Source organism: Vibrio sp. 10N.222.49.C12, from assembly GCF_041475025.1.
Lineage (GTDB): Bacteria > Pseudomonadota > Gammaproteobacteria > Enterobacterales > Vibrionaceae > Vibrio > Vibrio crassostreae_C.
This window is the reverse complement of the sequence record NZ_JBFRVF010000015.1, coordinates 1-23,549: the sequence shown is the minus strand read 5'-3', so window position 1 is coordinate 23,549 and position 23,549 is coordinate 1. Positions and strand designations below refer to the sequence as shown.

Annotated in this window: 22 protein-coding genes and 4 pseudogenes; 18 read left to right on the top strand and 8 right to left on the bottom strand. The window is 43.4% G+C overall.

Annotated elements, in window-relative coordinates; genetic code table 11:
• On the bottom strand, positions 1-237 hold a 237-nt coding region (locus AB4583_RS05045), incomplete at its 3' end, for a hypothetical protein (protein WP_372116642.1).
• Between the two features lie 292 nt (positions 238-529).
• Between AB4583_RS05045 and AB4583_RS05040 the strand changes: the two are divergent.
• The 6 genes and pseudogenes from AB4583_RS05040 to AB4583_RS05015 all read left to right on the top strand — a co-directional run.
• Positions 530-808, top strand: a pseudogene (locus AB4583_RS05040) (alpha/beta fold hydrolase); the annotation flags it as partial.
• A gap of 105 nt (positions 809-913) precedes the next feature.
• Positions 914-2,458 carry a ParB-like protein gene (locus AB4583_RS05035; RefSeq protein WP_372116641.1) on the top strand — a complete coding sequence of 515 codons (1,545 nt, stop codon included), beginning with the start codon at positions 914-916 and terminating at the stop codon, positions 2,456-2,458.
• Positions 2,459-2,869: 411 nt separating this feature from the next.
• Complete coding sequence (locus AB4583_RS05030) at positions 2,870-4,075, top strand: DUF1611 domain-containing protein (RefSeq protein ID WP_017068014.1); 1,206 nt, start codon at positions 2,870-2,872, stop codon at positions 4,073-4,075.
• Complete coding sequence (locus tag AB4583_RS05025) at positions 4,072-5,196, top strand: alanine/ornithine racemase family PLP-dependent enzyme (RefSeq protein WP_017068013.1); 1,125 nt, start codon at positions 4,072-4,074, stop codon at positions 5,194-5,196. Before AB4583_RS05030 ends, AB4583_RS05025 begins: the two co-directional genes overlap by 4 nt.
• A complete protein-coding gene (gene gspS2, locus AB4583_RS05020; RefSeq protein WP_017068012.1) occupies positions 5,165-5,530 on the top strand; it encodes a type II secretion system pilot lipoprotein GspS-beta in 366 nt (121 codons plus the stop codon). The genes AB4583_RS05025 and gspS2 overlap by 32 nt, the downstream gene beginning before the upstream one ends.
• A complete protein-coding gene (locus AB4583_RS05015) occupies positions 5,531-5,761 on the top strand; it encodes a hypothetical protein (protein WP_017068011.1) in 231 nt (76 codons plus the stop codon).
• 164 nt (positions 5,762-5,925) lie between these two features.
• Here the strand turns inward: AB4583_RS05015 and AB4583_RS05010 are convergent.
• Positions 5,926-6,521: pseudogene (locus tag AB4583_RS05010) on the bottom strand (tyrosine-type recombinase/integrase).
• Positions 6,522-6,810: 289 nt separating this feature from the next.
• On the opposite strand from AB4583_RS05010, the gene AB4583_RS05005 reads away from it, so the two are divergent.
• The gene (locus AB4583_RS05005) at positions 6,811-7,683 is read left to right on the top strand and encodes an alpha/beta fold hydrolase (protein WP_017068010.1); all 873 of its coding nucleotides are present in this window, start codon (positions 6,811-6,813) and stop codon (positions 7,681-7,683) included.
• A gap of 299 nt (positions 7,684-7,982) precedes the next feature.
• The gene (locus AB4583_RS05000; protein WP_017068009.1) at positions 7,983-8,909 is read left to right on the top strand and encodes a hypothetical protein; all 927 of its coding nucleotides are present in this window, start codon (positions 7,983-7,985) and stop codon (positions 8,907-8,909) included.
• 115 nt (positions 8,910-9,024) lie between these two features.
• Here the strand turns inward: AB4583_RS05000 and AB4583_RS04995 are convergent, their stop codons facing one another.
• From AB4583_RS04995 to AB4583_RS04985, 3 genes are all read right to left on the bottom strand, one after another.
• Positions 9,025-9,657, bottom strand: a complete 633-nt coding sequence (locus AB4583_RS04995) for a glutathione S-transferase family protein (protein WP_017068008.1) — start codon at positions 9,655-9,657, stop codon at positions 9,025-9,027.
• A 14-nt stretch (positions 9,658-9,671) separates the two neighbouring features.
• Positions 9,672-10,874: a YbfB/YjiJ family MFS transporter gene (locus AB4583_RS04990; RefSeq protein WP_017068007.1), complete on the bottom strand. Its 1,203-nt coding sequence runs from the start codon at positions 10,872-10,874 to the stop codon at positions 9,672-9,674.
• 445 nt (positions 10,875-11,319) lie between these two features.
• On the bottom strand, positions 11,320-12,828 hold the full coding sequence (locus AB4583_RS04985) for a DUF3360 domain-containing protein (protein WP_372052426.1): 1,509 nt from the start codon (positions 12,826-12,828) through the stop codon (positions 11,320-11,322).
• A 317-nt stretch (positions 12,829-13,145) separates the two neighbouring features.
• On the opposite strand from AB4583_RS04985, the gene AB4583_RS04980 reads away from it, so the two are divergent.
• From AB4583_RS04980 to AB4583_RS04965, 4 genes and pseudogenes are all read left to right on the top strand, one after another.
• Positions 13,146-13,484, top strand: coding sequence for a hypothetical protein (locus tag AB4583_RS04980; protein ID WP_017059071.1), 339 nt, complete (start codon positions 13,146-13,148; stop codon positions 13,482-13,484).
• 83 nt (positions 13,485-13,567) lie between these two features.
• Complete coding sequence (locus tag AB4583_RS04975) at positions 13,568-14,440, top strand: patatin-like phospholipase family protein (protein WP_372116644.1); 873 nt, start codon at positions 13,568-13,570, stop codon at positions 14,438-14,440.
• 293 nt (positions 14,441-14,733) lie between these two features.
• The gene (locus tag AB4583_RS04970) at positions 14,734-15,090 is read left to right on the top strand and encodes a hypothetical protein (protein WP_372116636.1); all 357 of its coding nucleotides are present in this window, start codon (positions 14,734-14,736) and stop codon (positions 15,088-15,090) included.
• Between the two features lie 110 nt (positions 15,091-15,200).
• Positions 15,201-15,451: pseudogene (locus tag AB4583_RS04965) on the top strand (type II secretion system protein); the annotation flags it as partial.
• Between the two features lie 11 nt (positions 15,452-15,462).
• Here the strand turns inward: AB4583_RS04965 and AB4583_RS04960 are convergent.
• Positions 15,463-15,918: an Lrp/AsnC family transcriptional regulator gene (locus AB4583_RS04960; protein ID WP_017068562.1), complete on the bottom strand. Its 456-nt coding sequence runs from the start codon at positions 15,916-15,918 to the stop codon at positions 15,463-15,465.
• A gap of 142 nt (positions 15,919-16,060) precedes the next feature.
• Here AB4583_RS04960 and AB4583_RS04955 point away from each other — a divergent pair, with 142 nt between their 5' ends.
• Positions 16,061-17,872 (top strand): PLP-dependent transferase, encoded by a 1,812-nt coding sequence (locus tag AB4583_RS04955; RefSeq protein WP_017068563.1) that lies wholly within the window; start codon positions 16,061-16,063, stop codon positions 17,870-17,872.
• Between the two features lie 116 nt (positions 17,873-17,988).
• Here AB4583_RS04955 and AB4583_RS04950 read toward each other — a convergent pair whose 3' ends face one another.
• Entirely contained in the window at positions 17,989-18,231 is a 243-nt protein-coding gene (locus tag AB4583_RS04950; RefSeq protein ID WP_017068564.1) for a hypothetical protein, read from the bottom strand.
• A gap of 406 nt (positions 18,232-18,637) precedes the next feature.
• On the opposite strand from AB4583_RS04950, the gene AB4583_RS04945 reads away from it, so the two are divergent.
• Together AB4583_RS04945 and AB4583_RS04940 are read left to right on the top strand one after the other, a co-directional pair.
• A complete protein-coding gene (locus tag AB4583_RS04945) occupies positions 18,638-19,687 on the top strand; it encodes an HlyD family secretion protein (protein WP_372116634.1) in 1,050 nt (349 codons plus the stop codon).
• Positions 19,688-19,699: 12 nt separating this feature from the next.
• Entirely contained in the window at positions 19,700-20,722 is a 1,023-nt protein-coding gene (locus tag AB4583_RS04940) for a DUF2955 domain-containing protein (protein WP_017068566.1), read from the top strand.
• Here AB4583_RS04940 and AB4583_RS04935 read toward each other — a convergent pair.
• On the bottom strand, positions 20,719-21,603 hold the full coding sequence (locus AB4583_RS04935) for a LysR family transcriptional regulator (RefSeq protein WP_017068567.1): 885 nt from the start codon (positions 21,601-21,603) through the stop codon (positions 20,719-20,721). The genes AB4583_RS04940 and AB4583_RS04935 overlap by 4 nt on opposite strands.
• A gap of 164 nt (positions 21,604-21,767) precedes the next feature.
• On the opposite strand from AB4583_RS04935, the gene AB4583_RS04930 reads away from it, so the two are divergent.
• The 3 genes and pseudogenes from AB4583_RS04930 to AB4583_RS04920 form a co-directional block, all read left to right on the top strand.
• A complete protein-coding gene (locus tag AB4583_RS04930; RefSeq protein WP_017068568.1) occupies positions 21,768-22,268 on the top strand; it encodes a nuclear transport factor 2 family protein in 501 nt (166 codons plus the stop codon).
• Positions 22,269-22,468: 200 nt separating this feature from the next.
• Positions 22,469-23,215 carry a nuclear transport factor 2 family protein gene (locus AB4583_RS04925; RefSeq protein WP_017068569.1) on the top strand — a complete coding sequence of 249 codons (747 nt, stop codon included), beginning with the start codon at positions 22,469-22,471 and terminating at the stop codon, positions 23,213-23,215.
• 206 nt (positions 23,216-23,421) lie between these two features.
• A pseudogene (locus AB4583_RS04920) lies at positions 23,422-23,549 on the top strand (transposase); the annotation flags it as partial.

The following is a 23,549-nucleotide window of genomic DNA, read 5'->3' as shown; positions in this document are numbered from 1 at the left end:
AACTACCTTGAAAAACACCGTAGATGTATCTTTAATATCTAAAACCTTGATGATAATGAACTCAAATAAATTGTAGTCAGCAACTTTCACAAATAAGATTAAGATAAAAATTATGAAAACAAAAAAGTATTTGTCTCGTGATTTAATATCCTGTTTTATCGTATCAACTGAAGTCTTGTAATGTTCTGCTAGTACGATTAGCTTCTCATCGTTTTCTATCGGTTCTAGGTTTGGCATGTTTTAGTGTATTTAGATATAAAACGGCATTCTATCTCATTATAGTTTTTATACGCAATCAGGTGAGTGTGATATGACTCACCTATGAGAGTTAAATATGATGTATTTGTTGATTCCTTTTTATCAAGAATTGCTATCAATTTCTCCATGGGAGCTAGGTGATCCATACGAAGACAAAACTTTACTCGGCTTTTTTGCTCATTGACCTGTCTACAACTTCACACTTTATAGTTTCTATATTGATTGAGAAGGGCGCTTTCTGTGTCCCCTCCAAAGTAAGTAGAGAGACACTATGAAACGTTTAATTCTAAACATCACACTTTTGGTATTCACGACGCTTAGTAGCATGAGTGCCATGGCTCATGCTTCAACGGTTAAGTACGGTATTGCGATATCTCACGATGGTGAGCAAATTGCGTATGGCAAAAGTGGGAGTGGGGATACGGCGCTGATCTTCATTCACGGTTGGAGCTTAGACAGCAGGCTATGGCAAAACCAAGTAAGTGAGTTTTCAAAGCAGTACCAAGTGATCACCATGGACTTAGCAGGGCATGGTAACTCATCGTTTAACCATCACAGAACGAGTGCAACATCTTCTTTATTAAAGTGAAATATTAATGTCACGGTAGCATATTAATTTAGCGTATGAATTTTTATTCCGTATATAGAAGGACTTATGAAAAAAATTGGGATTTTTGCCACGATTGGCGCTCTGGCTATCTTCGCTTTACCAACTCACGCAAGTAATGTCTCTGAAGGCGATGTTATTAATCTTGGTCTCCATGAGTTAAAACCAACTCAACCATCTGTGGGTTATGATCAAATTATGTACAAGCTGGGTCGTTACCAATTTGACCAAGAAAAGATGTTTGATGAAATCTGTGAAGCCAACGGTCAAAAAGGCGTAGTGAGCATCAAAGACCAAGCCCACCCGAATATTCCTTCGACTTTCACCTGTGAAATGGAAACAGGTGCACGTAAAAAAGACATGAAGACTGTGGTTATCGCACCCAACGGTGAATACTACCTGACAGACGGTCACCATACGTTCAATGTGTTCTACCGCATGCCGCAAGGTGGTGCATCGTTCAATGTGAATGTGGTGGTTGATAAAGATTACCGCAACCTCAAAAACATGGACGCGTTCTGGAACCAAATGGCAAAAGACGGCAATACATGGCTGTTTGATAACAACGGTGAAGCGATTAGCTATCAACAACTTCCAACCTCTCTTGGGCTAACCAACTTCGCTAACGATCAATACCGCTCACTGATGTACTTTTCTCGTGGTGTGGGCTGGAACAAGCCAAGTCAGCCAGTCCCGTTCTTAGAGTTTTACTGGTCTAAAGAAGTACGTAAAGCGATTAATGCAGCAGACTTTGATCTGAATTCTACCGAAGGTTACGCAAAGGCAGTCAATGCGGTCAGCAACCATATCCTATCTATGGATACGAACAACGTTGGTGGCTCAAATCTTTCGGTTAAACAGATGGGGCAGTTTAGCGCATACAACCGAAAAGGCTTCGATAAACTGTTCAAAGAGCGTGGCAAGGTTGACTACATGCTGCGATACAAAACAACATCGACCGCCAACGGTTTAAGCTATGACTTAGCAGCGGCGTCAGCGCCTGCACTAAAACAATTAGACTCATTTACCCTTGAAGCAAACTCAAGCTTTAATGATTACCCAGCAGCTTCTGCTGATGGCATCGTCAATGCTATTGTAGAGATCCCAACAGGTACTTCCGCTAAGTGGGAACTAAGCAAAGACAATGACAAGCAAGTTATCTGGGAACACAAAAAAGGCGCTCCACGCGTGGTTAACTACCTTGGTTACCCAGGTAACTACGGCTCTATCCCACGTACTGCACTACCAAAAGAGTTTGGTGGTGATGGCGACCCATTAGATGTGATTGTTCTTGGTCAGTCTGTACCACGTGGTGAAGTTGTTCCTGTACGTCTGATCGGTGTGATGAAAATGCTAGATGATGGCGAGCAAGACGACAAACTCGTGGCCGTTCTCACTAACGATTCACCATTTAAAGATGTTTCTTCTCTAAACGAGCTAAACAATACCTACCCAGGTGTTCAAGACATCGTTGGCCTTTGGTTTGAAAACTACAAAGGCCCAGACGGTGGCATGGAACTGCAAGGCTGGGGCGATGATGTGGAAGCCAACAAGATCCTTGAGGCAGCAAGAAAACACTACGCTGTGAATTAAACTGCGGTTTGATTATTGGAATTTGATTTAAGCCCTCGTTGCGTTGCAATGAGGGCTTTTTCTTGGTGCGCTGTGGAAATGTAGCGACATATACTGGGTCTATGAAGCTTTTGGGCATAAACGCGTTAAATTAAAAGCTCTAATCCGACCGATTGATATTAGAAAAAGTATCTGAAAGGTTGATATGGAAGCGTTGAACAATAAGTCTTAAATCTCTAATCAATTGTCGAGTATGGGTTAAGTCTTAAAGGGATAGATGTTGAAAGCGTATTAATAATAACCAACAAAAGTCTAGAAAGTGTGTTATTGTGGTTTTTCTCCCTACCGCTTAGTAGGGACTTCTTTTCTTTTCCGAACTCGCATCTCGGCACTCCTTAGTTGCCCTCCTAAGCCTCACCGCAGGCTTTAATTATGTCCATTTCAACCCAAAAGTTAAGAAACATCTTCAAACTCACTAGAATTGAAAATGTAGAAATCAACAACGACGTACCCCATTTCGCACCTTGGTTACCACTTGCTCAAAAAGTAAAACCTGTGATCCCTTCTGCGATTGTATATTGCGAAGGTAATTTTGGTAAAATTGATGGTAAAACCGCTAATGGGTTAGTGAGACATTCGTTAAGCTATCGTATTCTATCGGTTATTGATAGTGAGTCTGCTGGCTTAGATGCTGGTGAAGTTCTTGATAACAAAGCCAATGGAATACCGATCCTTGCTAATGCTGAAGAAGCTATCATTCACGCAGAAAGCATTCCTGATTACTTCATTTTTGGCATTGCGCCATCAAGTGGCTTTTTATCTGACTTAGATAAAAGCATCATTTTAAATGCCATGTCACTAGGAATGAACATCGTAAATGGCTTACATGAATTCCTAACCGATGATCCTCTATTTTTAGAAGCCAGCTTAAAGAATAACGTTCGAATATTCGATACTCGCAAACCCAAAAATAAAGGCGAACTGAAAACGTTTAGCGGGAAAATACACAACGTTAAATGCCCGAGAATTGCTGTCATGGGGACGGATTGCGCGCTAGGAAAACGAACAACAGCAACAATATTGGCGAATGAACTGACTAAAAAAGGCCTTACCGTCGTTCTGATTGCCACTGGTCAAACAGGCATTATGCAGGGCGCACAATACTGCGTTGCACTCGATGCTGTTCCTTCACAATTTTGTGCCGGTGAGTTGGAATCTGTCATTGTACAGGCCTATGAAAAAGAAAATCCGGATCTGATTATTATTGAAGGGCAAGGAGCCTTGAGTCACCCTGCGTTTTCAACCAGCGCTTTTATCTTACGTGGCAGTTGTCCAACGGGTGTGATACTGCAACATGCCCCTAAACGTTTATATCGTAGTGATTTTCCTGATTGCCCAATGCCTTCGATTGCCTCAGAAATCAATCTTATCGAAACGTTTTCTAATACCAATGTTATTGGACTAACACTGAATCATGAAGATATGTCGTTGGATGAAACACGTTGTGCGATAGACACTTACACTACCGAATTTGGTTTACCGGTTACTGATGTCTTGTCACAGCCTGTTGAACATCTACTGCACATCGTAACGTCAGCCTTTCCTATAATAGCAAGTAAACTGGCCGAAAAAGGGTGAACTACCCTAGGTTAGACATCGATTGTGGGAAAGTTCATCATAACGCTCAGTTCCTGATTTCTCAGCTCTCACTGAAAAATATATCCGTTACGCCTGTAACAAAAGCCTTCCTCGGCCACCCTATCATCGCACAAGTTCTTATTGATGCTGGCGCAACAATGTTAGCCGATTCAAGAATCGAAAATCTTCAAAAGATGACTGAATCTGGCATTGCTATCCCTAAAATGCTGATACGTACACCCATGCTCAGTCAAGTGGCGAGCGTAATAAAATACAGTGATATGAGTTTAAACTCTGAAGTTGAAGTGATTCAGAGGCTTTCACATGCAGCGGAACAACAAAATTGCTGTCACGGTATCATTATTATGGTTGAGCTTGGCGATCTAAGAGAAGGTGTGATGCCAAATCGCGTGATTGATTTTATCCGAGAGATTATTTCTTTACCAAACATCACGATAAAAGGAATTGGTACGAATTTAGCCTGTCGATATGGTGTCGCTCCAGATGATCAAAATATGAGTATTCTTTCTGAGCTTGCCGATGGAATTGAAGCTACATTTGGGGTCAGTCTAGAAATTATTTCAGGGGGTAATTCTGCTTCAGTTAACTGGGCTCTTCAGAGAACAGGCTTAACTCGAGTCAATCACCTTCGTATAGGAGAAGCCATTTTTTTAGGCTGTGAGCCTTTAGAGCACGAAAATATCAAAGGCTTACATACGGATGCGGTTTCTTTGACCGCTGAAGTGATTGAATCCAAGACTAAACCGACTTTGCCTTGGGGGAGTCGGGGGTTAAATGCTTTTGGTGAAAAAGAAAACCTTCAAGATAGAGGGGAGGTCTCACAAGCTATTCTAGCATTAGGCCGCCAAGATGTTTGTGTCAGCGGGCTTAAGGCTCCGAATGGGATTAAGATCATGTCTTCAACCAGTGATCATCTTGTCATTGAATCCTCACAGAAACCATTATTGATAGGAGAAACCGTCACATTCAGTCTAGATTACAGTGCTCTCTTATCTTCTATGTCTTCACGTTATATCTATAAATATTTTAAGGCACCTAAAGGGAGAAGAAAGGAAGAAGGAGCGCATAATGCTACGAAAAGCAGCAATTATATTCGTTAGTATCATGCTTAACGGTTGTCAAATGAGCCCAAAGGAATCTAATGGGCTTGCCGATTATAGAGCGACGGTTATCTCAAGCAAGTTACCACAAGATTTAGGCTCAGTCACACTCGTAGATGCGAAGTCAGAAGCCAGTATTATCACTCTTGTTTTCGTAAAAAAGCAAACGTTGGACATGGGCAGTTTAGTAGAAAAGGTCACCGTTAGTTTTTGTGACAATATCGAAATAAGACCTTTATTAGATAATGGAATCTCTTATCGAATCATTACCTTAGAGAAAAATGAGAAAGTAGAAAGCCTTAACGTCATTTCTCTAGCTAAGTGCTCTAATTGAATGCTTAGCAGTCGAATGGATAAAAGCCAATACGAGTTGTTCAATGTACTCAATGACACTATTTTATTGAGGTTTGACCGCCTTACGCCTTGGGAAAAAAACTTTATCACAGAGTTACACCATAAGGTCGTAACTAGACAACTCATTTCAATTAAACAAAAACAGCTTGCTCTAAAAATTTCAATGAAAGCCTATAAATCAAAGAAGAAAACCGCGCGTTCCAACGTTTAATTTAAGCTTGTGTATACCTAATCTGTTCAAGGTCCTCTAAACCTTGGACAGATTAGTAGTATTTGCACTTAACGTATTGAAAATAATCAAGTGTAGTGGTTAATGGGTAACAACTTTCAGCGTAATAGCAATTGAAACACCTAAGTATTTAGGTTCCTTTTCGATTAACACTCAGTACCTTCTGAAAGCAACAATGCATCTTCTAATTCAACCCCGAGATAGCGGATTGTATTATCTACCTTGGTATGACCAAGTAGTAGCTGCACCGCTCGGATATTTTTCGTTTTTGCGTAGACTAACGTCGCTTTTGTTCGCCTCATCGAGTGAGTGCCATACAAGTTAGGATCCAACCCCAGATTAGAAGCCCATCTCCTCACTAAGTATCGATAGTACGAATAGCTAATCGGTTGTTGCTTTCGCCTTTGGCTTGGGAAAATAAAATTGCTGCATGTAGCGAAGCCATCAAAATCCATTTCATTAGACTCTGTTGAGTTCTTGTCGTTATCTCAAATTGAACTTCAATATCTGTTTTGCGCTGGATATGCTTAACGCGTTTAAATATCCTATCTTGCGAAGATACATCGCAAACTCTGAGAACGAGCAAATCACTTGCTCTAAGTTTGCTATCAATAGCTAAGTTGAGCAACGCAAGCTGCATCAAATTATTTTCAATTTCTAATCTGGTTCTGATCCGCCAAATTTCCTCAAGCCGAAAAGGCTTTTTGACGCCACTTCGTTTCGTTTTGTTGAAAACTACCATGATGACCTCCTTTTTAATTTGGTCATCACGATTGTAGTTGGAAGGATTTTTTAGTGGTTTTGTTAATTTAGCAATAGACAAATATAGGGCAAACGCACACATTACAAAATGTGGATGAGCTCCTTCTCTAAACCATAATGGGGCAGAAATAAGTTGGTTAAGTCACCATCACGGAAGAGGCCTTTATCTAAATCTCTATTGACCTGTCTAAAGCTTCACACTTTATAGTGACTATATTGATTGAGAGGGGCGTTTTCTGTGTTCCCTCTAAAGTAAGTAGAGAGACACTATGAAACGTTTAATTCTAAACATCACACTCTTGGTATTCATGACACTTGGTAGCATGAGTGCCATGGCTCATGATTCAACGGTTAAGTACGGTATTGCTATATCTCACGATGGTGAGCAAATTGCGTATGGCAAAAGTGGGAGTGGGGAGACAGTGTTGATCTTCATCCACGGTTGGAGCTTAGACAGTAGGCTTTGGCAAAACCAAGTGAGTGAGTTTTCAAAGCAGTACCAAGTAATCACCATGGACTTAGCTGGGCACGGTAACTCGTCGTTCAACCGTGAAGAGTACACCATGGTTGCGTTTGCTGAAGACATCAAAGCCGTAATCGAGAAAGAACAACTCGAATCCGTCATCTTAGTTGGGCATTCCATGGCCGGTGGTGTGATTGCAGAAGCCGCTAAACTGATGCCGAAAAGAGTTAAGGGCATTATTGGTGTAGACACATCGCAAAACGTTGCACTTGCGGTTTCACAAAGCGACCTAGATGCAATGACCAAACCGTTTGAAGCAGACTTCCAAGCGGGCATTACTATGTTCGTGAAAGACCCGCTACCAAAAGGCGTAGACACGGATTTACTTTACTGGGTAACGCAAGACATGGCATCAGCACCGCCAGCTATCGCGATAAACCAGTTCCGCCACTACCTAGGTCAATATGTGACAGGCGAAGCTCACCGCGTGTATGAGAACGTGAATGTGCCAGTAATATTGGTTAACGCTCGCCTATGGCCAACGGATTCAGAAGCGAACAAGAAACACATCAAGGATTACAGCATTTACTACATTGAAGATTCAGGCCACTTCCCAATGCTAGAGCAACCACAGCAGTTCAATACAACGTTGATGAAAGCGGTTAAGTCAGTGAAGTAGGGCGCTGTAGTTATTAAAGGATGGTTGTACCCGTTAGATAGATAAAACTAAGGCCTCGCGTGTGCGAGGCCTTTTTGTGAGTTGGAGGTTTTGCTAGCTACATTCATTTCAATTTGCGAGTAATGATCGCATCGTTCATTCGTTTATGGTCCTTAAACGACGGCCTCATAGTTATATAAATGGTCTATCAACCACTCCTAGATACGTCCTTAGCGCTGCTGTTCTTGGTAAGGGCTGACCGAATCTAGTGGTGCTTTCTGCTGATAATCACTTTAACTATGTGTTTAGGACGTTCTGCTATGGCTAAGAAAATAATATTCATTCATGGTCGCGCTCAAAAGCCCGATAAAGCTCCCCTTCAAGCACTTTGGTATGAGGCTATAGAACATGGCTTGCAGCGAGATTGTGGAGACTCAAGTTCATTACAAGCTTTTAAAGATGTCGATAAACGGTTTGTCTACTACGGTGAACTATCAAATACATTGTTAGAGAAACCAACAGAAGACCCTGTAAGTCGACAGCAAGCGCTGTCTGAACTCAAGAAGTACAAGACAAGCCAGTTCAATAAAACAACGTATAACAAGGTATCTAAAATTGGTTTTCTAAAAGAGGCGCTAGCAGATACCTTTTCATCGCTATTTGGAAAGCTGGGTGTGGCTGAGACACTTATAACGAAGGTCGCGCCGGATATGGCGCATTATTGGTATGAAGATACCTATTTTGGCAGCGATGTTAGGCATAGGCTAATGGTTGAACTGAAGGAAGCGCTTGATAATCAGGATGATGTGATGATTGTATCGCACAGTCTTGGGACGATGATCAGTTATGACGTGCTGTGGAAGTTGTCTCATTACGGAGAGTATAGACACGACTATGGTGCAGGCAAGAAGGTCAACTTATTGCTTACGCTTGGGTCACCGTTAGGAGATGAAAACGTAAAAGATAGGCTAAAAGGGAGCCGCTTGAAAGATGAGAAGAAGTACCCTTTAAACATTCAGCAATGGATAAACATTTCGGCAGAAGATGATTTTATCTCTCATGACAGCAAAATTAGAAATGACTTTAAAGATATGCTCAAACTGGATCTGATACCCGGTGGAATGAAAGACATCCCCCCAGTCTATAACCTCAATATTCGCAATGGAAAAAGCAATCCCCATGCTTCTATCGGTTATCTCATTAATCCTAAATTCATCAAAGTATTGGATGAATGGCTCTCGAGTTGATTTGGTTTTACCATCGTAAATTTATAGCTACTCGTTCGTTGGAACGCAGATAAAACAAGGCCTCTCGTGTGCGAGGCCTTGTTAGACTCGTTCAACACAACACTGTTCAAAGTGATTAAGAATTTTTGTATTCGCAATAGTTAAGCTTTTTTGAAAGCGACTCTAGGCTAAGTTTTGCCAATGTGTCTTTAAACGGCGAATTATGTAAGGCAGTAGTGAGGATGTCGCGCTCTTCTGCTGAAAGCAAATTAGCATGCCTGAATAAGACGTAATCTAATGCGACGTGCAGGTACAATGTTGAGAAGTCAGGTTCAAGCAAATCGTCATTGTTATTCAACTGCCCGATAAGTGCTTTAACGCTTCTTTTAATACCTTCCTTTCCCCTAATCGTTAGCTCGTTTTGCTCAGCTTCGAAGCGGCTCAGTGCAGCACACCGAAAGGCCACTTCCATCAACGTTTTACTCACTCCCAATAACGACATACGTTGAGTGTCGCTAGCCTTGGTCACTGTTAGTTTTTCTGTTGGGTATGCTTGCATGAGGAACTCACAGATCGTTAAACTCTCGGTCAGTGCAACCCCATCACTGGTTTCTAGAACCGGAATGGTACTAAATGGATTAACTGCGACCAATGTGCTGGGTGTTTGCCACGGGTCGACCCATTCAAGAACCATTGGAGCATCACACAAATAGGCCGTTGCCAGCACTGCTCTGGAGAATGGAGAGGTGTCGTTTAAATACAGTTTCATGAGCGATTCCTTTGCTAAGAACTTGTTTGAGCAGTGTTTAATGTCTGCTGTTTAGTTGATGTAAATGCGATGCAGAGTATCGACAAAATCAGTGCACTCGCGCTGATCATAAATAAGAGGTTATAACTGGTGAGTTGAGGGGCGTAGTGAGCCATAACGAAGCCGACTATTCCTTGCGATATAGCAAAAGCCATTGTCATTGCTCCCCAAGATTTCGTATGGAGCTGAGTCCCGACGATTTCTAAGGTGTAGGTTGATACCAGTGTTACGGTGCCAGGCGTAAACATACCGACCAACAAAGATGAAGCAAAAAGTGCTGTTTCACTGGTGCTTAATAGTGGAAGAGCAACCCCAGCAGCTTTACAAATAAACGCCGCTAATAGTGCTTTTTTAAGTCCAAATTTATCCCCTAATATACCAGTTACTATTGGCCCAATCGCTGCTCCTATTCCAAACACAGCCCAATAAAAACCACCGCTCGCAAAACTCATTTTTAGCTCTCGAACAATATAGTCGACCCAAAAAAGAGTATGAGGTAAATAACCAATGGCGCTAAAGGTGTAGGCTAAAAGTACGCAGCTAATACTAATGCGCTCATTCTTAGATAAGGCATCAAACGTCGATGGGCTTTTATCACAATGGTTTGGTTTAGCTTCAAGAGCCCATGTGTTCCACGTCAGGACAGTTGCAACGAAAGCGATCGCTCCCATACCTAACCATGCACTTTCAACACTTTGGTAGATAAGCAAAGGTATGATGGTTCCTGAAATCATGGCACCAAGGCCAATGCCTGAAAACACAACGCCACTGATTCTTGCTTTCATTTCTTGCGGGTGAAGGCTGGTGACCACGGGTGGTGCGAGTACCATGAGTACGGCACCCGATATACCCGCTATGGTTCTAAGCGTTAAAAACCATTCAAAGGGAGCAGATTTTAAGGCACAACCAAGATAGCTAACGCTACTTAACAACAGAGAGGCGCGTATGAGTGTGCCTGTTGAATAATATCTCTGTAAAAAGCTCGATGCAGGAGCCCCGAAGATATAGCCAATCAGTGTTGCAGCGCCGAGTATGGAGGCATCCTCGCTTGAGAACCATCCACTTTGAATGAGCACAGGCATTAATGCTATGTAGGCAAAGCGACCAATACCGTTTCCAACCAATGTTGCTGCGAGCCCAGCGAAGGTGTTGCGGTTTAAGAGTTTTACGTGCTGCATATCTCGTACTGTTGGTTTGCATATGTAACATTACGCTAACATTTAAACTTGAACTATCTAAGCTGAGTTTTTGCTCTAATGTTTAAGGTTTGATGACAACTTACATTTTGTGTAAGTGTCAGATTGGTCATTTACATCTTTAATCTCTAGCTGGTATAGGTAAAAGCTAATGGGAGAGGGGGAGTAACTGAATATCGATCGTTACAACTATAGCCATATGTTCAATGGCAAAGAATGCTCTCCCTCCTCGAACGTTTATCTAAAGAGATCTTGAGAGGCTTTGATGCTAGATCCGTTCAACGCAATGTTGATGAAAGCTTTGAAGTCAGTGCAGTAGGGCGTTGCCGTTGATAAAGATTAGCTGTAACCGTTCGATAGATAAAACTAAGGCCTCGCGTGTGCAAGGCCTTTTTGTGTTTCGACCAAAACTCAATATTAATTGAGCTTAACGAAAGCTTGGGATAATCGCTGGAATCCCTGGTAGAAGGCCAACCAACGCCATTACACTTGTTAGTACAATAAACATAATGCCTGGCAATACCCAACGGCTCATATTGCTCAGTTCACTGCTGCGTTCTTTACAACCGACTAAGCCTAAGTTATCTAACAGCATGGTGAGAGCCCAACCAAATGCAGGGTTAACCAGTGCTGAAGAAAACACAACAATCGCGGCCGACTGGGTGGTTTTTCCTTCACGCGTCATTTCCATTCCAGCTTCTAGCAATGGCACAAATACTCCAACAATCAGCGCGACACACAGTACCGGTTGCCAGATAGCTAAATCCATCGGGTAACCCCAAACTGCGGCGATGATACAGAACAGAGCTGTGAGCAGCGCGCCAGCAGGAATAGGGCGTTTAGCTATCGCCGCTGGTACGATGTAAGTACCCCATGAAGATGTAAAGTTAGTACCGCCAAGCAGAGAACCGAACGTTTGACGAATTGATGCCGTGGTCATGGTGTCGTCGATGTTCATGTGTACTTTTTCGGTACGTTCTGGGTAGCTGATCTTTTGGAATACTTGATGCCCTAAGAAATCCGGTGACCACATCGCTACGGCTAGAATCGCAAACGGCAATACCACCATGAAGTGTTCAATCGTCGGTAGGCCTAGCATCCAACCTGTATCTTCTCCCCACCAATACATAGGGTTCATGTTGGGCAAGCCTGGCTCAGTGTGGAAAGCAAATGGGGCGCCCATGGCAAATGCGATCGTACCACCCAACAAGCAGCTAAGAGGTACTGCTAACCAACGTTTGCGGAAGTGTTCCAGTAGCGCGTACAAGATAATGGTGCAAAAGATCACCACAAACGCGATGTGGCTCATACCGATTCCTTCAGCCCAAGCGAAAAGCTTTTTCACTTGAGAGGCGGTTCCAACAAAGCCGAGGTAGAGCAATAAGCCGCCACACACGCCTTTACTGGTGAGGTTGGCCAACATGCTGCCACCTTTACTGATGGCTAAGATGAGGCCAAAAGCGCCAATCAACAGGCCAAACGCCATCGGGTGTCCACCTGCTGCAACCACAATCGGAATCAAAGGGATAAGTGGGCCGTGGGTCCCTGCGAGGTTTGCAGTCGGCAATAAAAAGCCAGAGAAAATAATAATGAAAACAGAGGCGATGAGCAGTTCATAACGAACGTTTTCTAGAATGAAGTCTTCATTTAATCCGAGAGCCCCAGCAAAGGTGGCTGCAATCGCGCCCACCATAACCACTTTACCAATGGTCGCCGCCATCGCTGGGATGGTGTCTTCTATCTCAAATCGATAATCTTTAAACGGCAAATTTGGACGCCAGCGCTTAGGCGACATGATTTGCAATTCGTGTTCTAGATACTGTTCTCGGGATTCAAACTCTGAGCTTGGTTTATGTTGTTGTTCATAGGTGAGTTCATCCTCATTGGCTTGAGGCTTCTCTGTTTGTATATGTGCGGACTCTAAAGTAGTGCTCATTTTGATTCCTTTCGTTCACACTCTTAGGTGTGTTATTCCAACAAACGTTGTTGACTCACGGTATGAAGTGCAAACAATGCGTCAACTTGTAATTAAAAACTCATTAACATTTAGTTGTTAGTACCTTATACCAAACCAAAAAAAACAAATAGACTCAGTCGGTTAGACATTAGTCGTAGAGTCGGACGACTAGTATTAGACCCTGTAGATAGTATGTGTCTGGTTATTTGTAGTCCCTTAATTTCTCCCACGTTCTGCACTTGATAGTGATAGAATCTCCGCATTAGAGTTATCGAGAAACTAGGTATTTATAAACAATGTTTATCCATCACGTAAATGGCATCGACTGGCTGGTAATTACAGCCTTTGAAGAACTGAAAACTATGTTTATCGAAGATGCAGGCCCAATCCCAGCTTGCTTTTCTACCGCCAGCGAGTTGAGCCTGATTGATCAAGCCAAACGCAGTTATGGATTTTTGCCTAAACTCCGCGGTGTGATCACCGATACCGGCACTTTTCAAAGTAGAGATATTGAAGAAGATTTGAACCCACAGCTTGCGTGTATCGTTGAAGGGCGTGGTCGGGTTTTTATCTATCACGGCGACTACGTGGCTTTTGTCGATGACGAGCAAACCTTCATTACCCGTATGGACTGAGAGTGATTCAGTGAGTTGAGATCGGCGAATTGGTAAATCGGCGAGTTAGCCCACCTAGAATTTAAAACTAAAGGATTAATATGATGGCAAAAACGATCTCATTGGTACTTGGCAGTGGTGGCGCAAGAGGCTTGGTTCACGTTGGAGTCATCCGCTGGTTAATTGAGCATGGCTATCAGATAAAATCCATTTCTGGCTGTTCAATTGGCGCACTTATCGGTGGTGTCTACGCTGCGGGCAAGTTGGATGAATTTGAAGAGTGGGTCACCAGTATCGATCAAGGTGATATGGCGATGTTGTTGGACTTTTCATGGCAGTCGAGTGGTATGTTCAAAGGGGACAAGATCATCGACACACTGCGTGGGCTGATCGGCGAGATTTCAATTGAAGATCTGCCTATCCCTTATACCGCGGTTGCTGCCAACGTCGCCGAAGAAAAAGAGGTTTGGCTGCAATCCGGTTCTCTGTTTGATGCCATTCGCGCCTCTATCTCTTTGCCACTGTTCTTGACCCCTCACGTTATCAATGGAGAAGTGCTGATTGATGGCGGCGTTCTTAATCCCGTACCGATTGCGCCTACCTTTGGTGATAATACAGACTTTACACTGGCTGTGAATTTAGGTGGTGAACCTGAAATGGTTAAACAGGAAGTGATACCGGTTTCCCTGCCAACAAAAGAGAGCAACCTGCATGAGAAGGTTGTGCATTTTATCGATAACCTCGGTAGCAGTGTAAAAAGCAAAATGAGCTTCAACTTTGCTTTTTACGATATTGCCAACCAAGCATTTGATGCGATGCAATCGACCATTGCTCGCCAAAAGTTGGCCGCTTACCCCGCCGATATCACGCTTGAGATCCCACGCAATGCTTGTGGCACCCTAGAGTTCGATCGCTCACAAGAGATGATCGACAGAGGCTACCACTTAGCACAGGCTAAACTGGGCAATCGACTTTAATGTATTTGCTGCTGAATGAGATTAGGGCGTGTTGACCTTTCGCGGTTAAATTTTGTTCGAGATAAAAGCGTTTTAATCGCGGCGAGGGAGAAGTAGCCTAGTCATTCTAAGCAAATCTCCCTCAACAAAGAGTAAAACGCTTTTAGCCGAACCCTTCGGGCAGCGTTTGCTGGTCATTTCTACTACGTTATCGGCTTCTCATGTAGGCTAGCTACACATCAAAGCCTCTGCCTTGTATAAATACCCAGCAACTCGCTGCAAAAATCAGCTCGAAAGATCAACAAGCCCTAACTATGGAAACTGAACTCAAACTATCTGAACTCAAAGAATTGGTCACAACAAAAGATGTCTTCGTGCTCACCAGCATAGAAGAGCCTGCTGTATCTTGGTTGATAGATTGCTATCAAGAGAATGCTGATATCCAAATTATCGAGAACGCACACCAACTAGATACTGAAGCGATTTTGTCGCAATGCAGAAGCAGCCTTAACGAAAGTAAAAAGGTCATCCTTACAGCGCAGTTTCGTAGCCAACTGCCTATCATCAATATCGCTTCACTGTGTAATGAGAAGCGCAAGTCATTGATCAATATTGAGCTATTAGGCTGGGATGAAGAAAAACGCGTTCCTCAATCGTACAGTTGTTTTTAGCTGAAAGTGTTTCTGGACAACTTGCCACTGTCTCTATGGTTTTGTAATTGTCCGGGGACTGATGTTGCACTTTGCGTTTCTGTATTGGCCACTTAAGGCTTTAGTTAGATCCATTCCCAATCACTTCCAATACATGGTTAGGTGGTGATCAGTACATCGATCATACACTTGCTCTGTTGCAGCTTGTATCTGGTTGGTACCAACAAAAGTCGCACAAGAAATTAATAAGATTGTGGACGGCAGTTCGAGTATAGAAAGCTCAGATGCGACAGGAAAAATACGTTACGAAAAAGCTTTTGGTGGCGCTCTTATCTGTATGATTGGAGATGATTATCCAATGCCTTCAGCACAGTTCAACTAAGTCGTTTCTAATTATCTCACTGGCAACTTGGTCTTAGTTTTTACTTGACCAAAGGCGAAGCTCGATTCTATAGAAGCGATATTGGGTAGGCGAGTTAATTGCTTACGGATGAACTGCTCGTAGCTTTTGAGTGATTCACTGACTACATGCAATAGGTAGTCGTGATTGCCCGTCATTAGAAAGCACTCTAACACCTCGTCAATCACTTCGATGTGCTGTTCAAAGTCTCGCATGTTCTCTTCTGTCGGCTTTTCAAGTTTCACCAACACAAACACATTCACAGGTAAGCCACATGCTTCTTGGTCGACACTGGCGTGATAGCCGCGAATAATCCCTTGTTTCTCTAATGAGCGAACTCGACGCAAGCAAGGAGAGGGCGACAGTGCTACTCGATCGGCCAACTCTTGATTAGACAGCCGAGCGTTGTTTTGCAGTTCAGCCAGTATTTTCTTGTCGATCTCGTCCATTGGCATAATCCATCAATATTGAATTTAGTTTGGCAATATTATTGCTCAAAGTGTATGTCTTACTTCGCAAATAGCAATTTTTAACATCTGCCCAAAACTAAAATTAAAGAAGGAACAACAAGCATGGAATGACTTAGGAATTATGAATACTTCAACTCAACTTAGCCCGCGGCGTAAAACCACCAAACACGAACAAGCAGAAGCTCTTGCCGTTGAGCAAGCAAAGCATTTTGGTATCGACCCAAATAGCGATTACGGCATCACGCTGATTGAACTGGCGACGACACTGTACCAAGCCAATACCAAGACACACGATCTTTGGGCATTGACGGTTGATGGACTTTCAGAGCTCGATAAAAGTGACCGAATCGCTTGGTTTAACGCCAAACGTTTTTTGTCATTCCAGATCGCTAAGATCCTCGATAATCTGCAAAACCCAATGCGCGCCACTTACCAGTCTATTGCCACCAATAATGGTAATTTTGCGTCTAAAGGTGCGTATCCAATTTTCGATAATGTCGCTGCTATATTTTCTGCAAGCCCTGTGATTACACGTACCGCGACCTATTTGTTTGCGTGTACAGAATGGATTGAAGATGCGTTTAACGGTAAAGAGCCGTTGCACGATATATATTCTCGACTGCTTAACCCTACATCGATTTCACTGGCTAACCATATGGTTGATATCGAGGCAGGCTCTAGAGCCAACGAATACCTCGCATGGAACTTTAACTCGGGTATGGCGGCTATTGATGGGTTGTTGAGCCACTTGCTCGGGCATGAAGACATTGTTTTGGCTTCACGCAATATCTACGGTGGTTCTTACCAGCTGTTGGAAGATTGGTTTGGAAAACCTTCTAATCTGAATGTCGCGGTAGAGTGGGTGGATGGTTACTCCGGTGATGAGTTTGCGACGCGCCTTGATGAGGTTGCTGATAAATACGCAGATCGCATCGCTGCAGGTAAGAAAATCTACGTTTACCTAGAGTCACCGTGTAACCCGCATGGATACGTGTTGGATGTTGCTAGTATCAGCAAAGCTGGTCACGTTCGTGGTTGGGATGTGATTGTTGACTCAACAGTAGGCACGCCATTGCTGCATCCAGTACTAAAACGTGATGATGTGATGGAAAGACCAGATTATGTGATTCACTCCTACACCAAAGAACTGGCGGGTTCTGGCACCACAACCGCTGGGGTTGTGATTGGTCGTAATGAGACTATGTTTGTGCCAAAAGGAGATGAGGTGATTTTCACCAAACCCAATGGCGATGAGGTCACCATTCCATGGAACGAAACGCTGTTTTGGAATGTGTACTACATTAAGGGCGCATTCCTAGACGCAGACAAAGCGTTTGAAGTGCTCAATGGTATGAAAACGTATGAGATGCGAGTGGTGCAAAAAACGATTAATACACTGACTCTCGCGAAGATCTTTGATGCTCACCCTGACATCAACGTATCGTGTCCTGCTTTGCCAGACAGTGACAACTATGAACACTGCCAGAACAACATGTACTTGGGTTTGCCAGCGGCGCTTTTCACAATCGATATGGAAGGTAACGGCGATCGTGCGCCAATCAATCGAGATGGATTCAAACAGTTCTTCGACATGCTTGAGCCAGCAATCGGCATGCAAGTGAGCTTAGGGCAAACCAACACAGTGGCGCTGTGCCCAGCCCTGACTACGCATTCAGAACTCAGTGATGAAGCGCTTAATGAAACAGGCATCAAACCGACCACAATGCGTATCTCTATTGGCTTGGAAGATCCGAGAATGTTCATCGCTCATATTGTCGAGGCCGCTAAATTGTCTATCGACCGCAACCACGTAGATTTCTCATCCAGCTTCCCGAGTAGTGACAATATCGATGAAATCTATATGCAAACTTATATGGATGTACACCAGAAGTTTGTGAAAAGCTTGCCGAAGTTCAGTCAGCTGAGTCAGTAACTTAGGTCAGTTAACAAGATTAGTCAGTTAAAGGCCGTCAATAAAAAAGCACCCAGCTGACTCAATAGTCGGTAGGGTGCTTTCTCGATGATCATATTGGTTTACCAAGTCACTTACTATTTAGGCTGGTGGCCTGTCTTTTTCGCAAGCTCTTGCATAGCTTCGGCAAACGTAGTTGTTCCGCCTTTCGCTTTAACCTGAACCACCTTATATCCTCGGCTTTCTAGCGCTTGACGCTCTTCTAAAACGGCTTTGTCATCTGGTTGACTGCCTTGCACAGGCTGATGAATGTAACACCCTTCTAATTGACCATCTTCGACCAGTTGGTGGTGTTTCAGTGCATTGATATCAAAATTCATAGTAAGTCTTTTCGCTTTAAATGGAGAGTCTCTGTGGCAAAGGCCGCGAGTCTTTATAATTTTATGGTTTGTACAATAGGCATTTTAACCATAAGAAGCTAGCGAAAATTAAGCAATCCAATGGAATGAAGTCGGGTGGTCTTACTTCTTCAATCTCTTATTGAACGCTGGGAAGGAAAGGGGAGGAACTGAATGCGAACGTTTCAATACACCCTTATCTGACCTTTTCGTTCAACCATTGAGCAAAATCGGTACAAATCATCAACCTTTCCAAATGTGGAATCCTCACTTCTTTTATTGGCTCTGTTTTCCATTTGTGAATGGTTATAACCTAGTTTTCGTAGAAAAGAGAATCGAATAAGCCGTGAGCGCGGCGCTTTATAACGAATGAAAACTAGGCACAAGCATGAACGAAAATTTTTATAGATACGCGATTTACACTGTTTTTTCAGCGGCAGCATTGTTCTCCGCTTTTTTAGTCACCTCAGATAATGTTTCCCCTTTCACCACTCAAGCGACTTTGTATCGTAACGTGGCGACCATTGCGCCAGAAGTGTCCGGTGTGATTACCGATGTCATGGTTAGTAATGGCGAGTTGGTTGAAAAAGGTCAGCCATTATTTGCTATCGATTCCAGTAGCTACCAATTGAAAGTGGCACAAGCGCAAGCCGAACTGCATCAAGCGCGTGATTCTGACTCAGCGAAATGGCAGCAATTAGCAGCAGCGAAACAAACACAAAGCCAACGAGAGTTTGAATATCAAAACGCGAAACAGAAACTAGCACGTAACCAAAAACTGCGTAACAAAGGGCTCGCGACGGAACAAGACCTTGATGACGCAATCACCAATACACAAGTTGCGAGTAGTGCGGTTGAAGCTGCGAACGCGGAAGTGAAACGTATTGAAGTAGAGCTATCTACCCAAGACCGCACAGCGGCCATTGAATTAGCAGAAGCAAAACTTGCCCGTGCGGAACTGGATTTAGGCCACACTCAAGTCGTCGCGCAAACGGAAGGTGTCGTGACCAACTTACAATTGCAATCGGGCAGCTATATCACTCAAGGTACTTCATCATTGCTGCTGGTGGACGAAGCTCATGCGTGGATCAGTGCGGACTTCAATGAGAAAGGCATTGATAAGCTAACTAATGGCCGCGAAGTTTTGGTCTCTTTTGATGCGCTACCGGGCAAAGTCTTTACGGGTGAAGTGAGTAGTCAAGAGCGTGCGATTTACGACACCAATAACGCCAATGGCAAGCTGTCTAGCGTGACCAATGATACGCGTTGGATCCGTGAGCAACAGAAAGTACGTACCCGCATTACTGTTAACGAACTGGATTCTTCGATGATCTCAGGTTCACGCGCGAGTGTGATTGTTGAAAGCGGTAATCCAATAATGCACGTTATTGGCTCGGCTTGGATTCACTTGGTTTCAACATTTCGCTACATCTACTAGTAGGAGATGACGATGTGGACATTCGAAAACACCGCACAGGGTCATTCTCAACGTAATGAAGCGCTGCGTGTCGCACTTACTGTGACGATTTGTATGGTGTTGGGAAAGCTACTAAACCTAGACTCTCCCGTTTATCTGGCGTTGTATCCAACCATCATCATGACCAAGAATAAAGATTACTCTTGGCTTGGCCTGATCCGTACTTTGTCACCCACTTTATTGGCTGCAAGTACAGCGCTGGTGGTGACTGAGGTATTTTCACAGCATCCGTTTGTGGTGTGGACCATTAGCCTGTTCTTCTTCGATTTTATGCGTCGTCGAGCTACTACACCGGCAAAGAAAGGTCAAATGTTGATGCCAACTTTCAACTGGATTTTGATTGTCGTGTTTGCTCAGCACACCACCATGGATATGCCGATGCGTATTCATGAAATTTTGTTATCCATGTTGATTACCATGGTAGTAGCAAAAACCATGGTGGCTCTGTTCCCTGTTGAGCAAGGAAGCAAGCCTCCTGTATTTAAAGAACAGCCTGTCACATTTGAGAACAGAGCAATTTCACTCACGTTGATTGGTCTTGGTTTGGCATTCTTGATGATTGTCGACATCATCTCTGCAACGTTCTGCATGGTGCCAGTGATTGCTGCTGCAACCCAAACCACACACAAAAGCTTTATCGACGTGGTTGACCGCCGTTTTCAAACTCAAGTAGGCGGCTGTGCAGTAGCCGCGGTGTTCACCTTGTTGATGGCAGGGCATCAGTCTACATTCGGTTACTACACCATAGTGTTGGGTTTATTTGCCTTTATGATCACCGCATCAATGGCCAAAGCGAAAGGTTCAGCCAGAGACGTTCATGCCGATGCGTTATTAGCGACCATGCTGCCGATTCAGTTGTACATGACCAGTAGTAATTTGGGGTTGGAAAGTACCTTCCTACGCGCTTGGGAGCTGACTGTGACTTTGTTTGTGCTGTGGGCTTTGTGTCATTTTGTTCGTAAGCCTAATGGTGAAGAGCCGGCACTCGTTCTCTAATAATCAAATCCGGCCAACCGATTATGGTCTGATTTGATTGCGCCTTTCATAAAATTAAAAAATGCTTTTACTCTGGCTGAATCTTCTAAATCTTTATGAGTCATCATCCATAGGTCTGTATTTTGGTGCATCACTTCCATATCTACTCTTTGCAGAGTTCCCTCACTGTTACCTAAAAAGCAGGGTAAGTAGGCTAACCCCATCTGATTTTCAGCGGCGATGATCAGGGGCTCAAAAGAGTCGGCTTTCATGACAATTTTGTCTTCTGAAATCAGTTCAGAAACCTGTAGCGAAGCACTGCCTCTATGCATCATTAACCAAGAAGCAGACTTTAAGGGGTGCTTACTCTTAAGGCCATTTATATATTCTGGCGATCCGTAAACACCAAACGCAATTTTACTTAACTTGGTCCCAACCAAATGGGCTGGCAACTCATTTGCCGGGCGAATCGCGATATCTGCATCTAGGTGCGAAATATCCAATTGACGAGATGTGAGGCTGAGTTCTAACTGAATTTTTGGATAAAGCCGATGAAAAGCAGCCAAATGAGTACCCAGAATGAGACGAGATAAGGCGTCGGTCGTCGTTATTCTTAGCGTTCCTTCTAGCTTCAATTCCTGTCCAAAAACCTTGTGTTCCAATTCTCTTACTGTGGATTCGATAGCGAGAGCTGACTCCAGAAGCTTTTGTCCTTCAACCGTTAGTTTGTATCCGGTAGGAAGTTTGTGGAAAATTCGTAATTTGTGACGATACTCAAAGGTGTCAATACGACGTAAAACGGTGCTGTGGTTTACACCAAGTGCTCTTGCCGCGGCCGACAGGGATCCTTCATTCGCCACTGTTAGAACATATTGTAGGTCATCCCATCTTATGTTGTGCATTTGCGCATATCCAATGTGTTCAATTAGTGAGTTTACCAAAAATTTAGCACAGCTATAGTTATCTCAACAAGGCAACAAACAGAACTGAAGTTCAAAGCATGCACTGATGGCACTTTTAATCTCCCACGCATTGAGCTTCAAAATTGACAATCAGGAGAAAGAAAATGTTAAAGAAAAATCTACTTATCGGTCTAGCGAGTCTTCTGGCTTTCTTTCAATTCACTCCAGCCTTTGCAGATGAAACAAAAGCAGTCGATTCAGCAAAGACACTAGAAACGGCTCAAGCATTCTTATGGGCGGCAGGCTCAGGTGATATGGCAAAACTCGAGTCATTAATGGCCGATGATTTTGTCTGGCACAACGAAGGTGACGCCGACATCCCTTGGATCGGTAACTGGGAGTCAAAAGAAAAAGTGCTCAACACTTTCTTTCCTCTATTTGGCGCAGGTTTGAAAGTCACAAGCTGGTCAACAGACTATAGTTTTGTAAACGGCGACCAAGCAGTATTCATGGGCAGCATGAGTGCCATTGCGAATGAATCTGGTGTAGACACGGGTAAATTCAGCTGGGCGGTTCGAGTTCAGGTTGAAGATGGCAAAGTGAAGAGTTGGAACTGGTTTGAGGATAGCTACGCAGTATCTAAAGCTTATCACGCCAAACAGTAACCACAGTGACCAATTAGGTTGTAAAGGCTCGATATGCTGTAGACGTATATCGAGCTTAACTTGGTTTTGAATAGCGACGCGAAGAGCCTATTATTTAACAATCCGACAGTTAAAAGGACACCTGAGACAATCTAGTTTTGAGTTTCAGTGTACGAGCCAAATAACGTACTTTGGCACTATTAAGTTTGGAGAAACTATCTATGAGCAATAAGCTAGCGAATGCGACTAATCTGTATATGGAAGGTATCCGAGATGGTCATGCATTAGAGGCGGTAACGAAGTACACCGGTCAACGTTATACTCAACATAGCACTGGGGTTCGCAACGGTATTGATGGTTTTGTTGAGTTCTTCGAACCGTTCTTAAAACGCTGCCCTGTTAGAGACATAAAGATCATACGTTCAATCGTCGATGGCCAATTCGTGTTTGTTCAAGCATTCCAAGATATTAATAATGGCGAATATAAGTGGGTGACTACGGATTTATTCGATACCGATAGTGACGATAAAATTATTGAACATTGGGATGTGATCTCTGCCTTCGAAGCTCAACCGACGGAAGGGGAAGGTCGACTGCAAGGGCCAATCAATCATACTGACTTAGATAAAACAGAAGAGAATAAGAACCTTATCCGTGATTTTTTATGTGATGTCATGGTACTAGGGCAGAAAGACAAGCTATCAAAGTACCTTCAGCACGAAGAGCTAGACGTTTATCAAGCCTCAGATGTGAGCCCTTTAGATAGCTATATTGGTGGCTATGACCAAGTGTTCAAGATTGTCGGTCAAGGTAACTTCGTAGCAGCTTACAGCCGAGTTATTGATAATGGTCTCGAGGTTGCGCGTTTTGATCTTTTCCGAGTTGAGGGCGGTCAAATTAAAGAGATATGGGTAAACCAAGAGCCCGTGCCACCAAAAGCAGAATGGGTAAATGGCGGGAAGTTCTAGAGTCGCTTTAAGGGAGTTACGCCAATAATGCTATCGCTAAAACAAACCGAAAAAGCGCATCCTTGCTAACCTTACTGGTTGTGTGTGTTTAACCTCTTGAATCTTAGCCAACATGTTTTGTGATGGAAGAATATTTACACTGTTTTACAACTCGGCTTAACGCTCCACAATGCAATCGCGCCCTTGAGATTTTGCGTCGTATAGGGCGTTATCCGCTAAACACCTGCACCCTAGAAGGGATAAACAACAAGATAAAGCTAATCAAGCGAATGGGGTATGGGTATCGAGATACCGACTACTTCTTCTTGAAGATAAAAGCGGCTTTCCCCGGAAA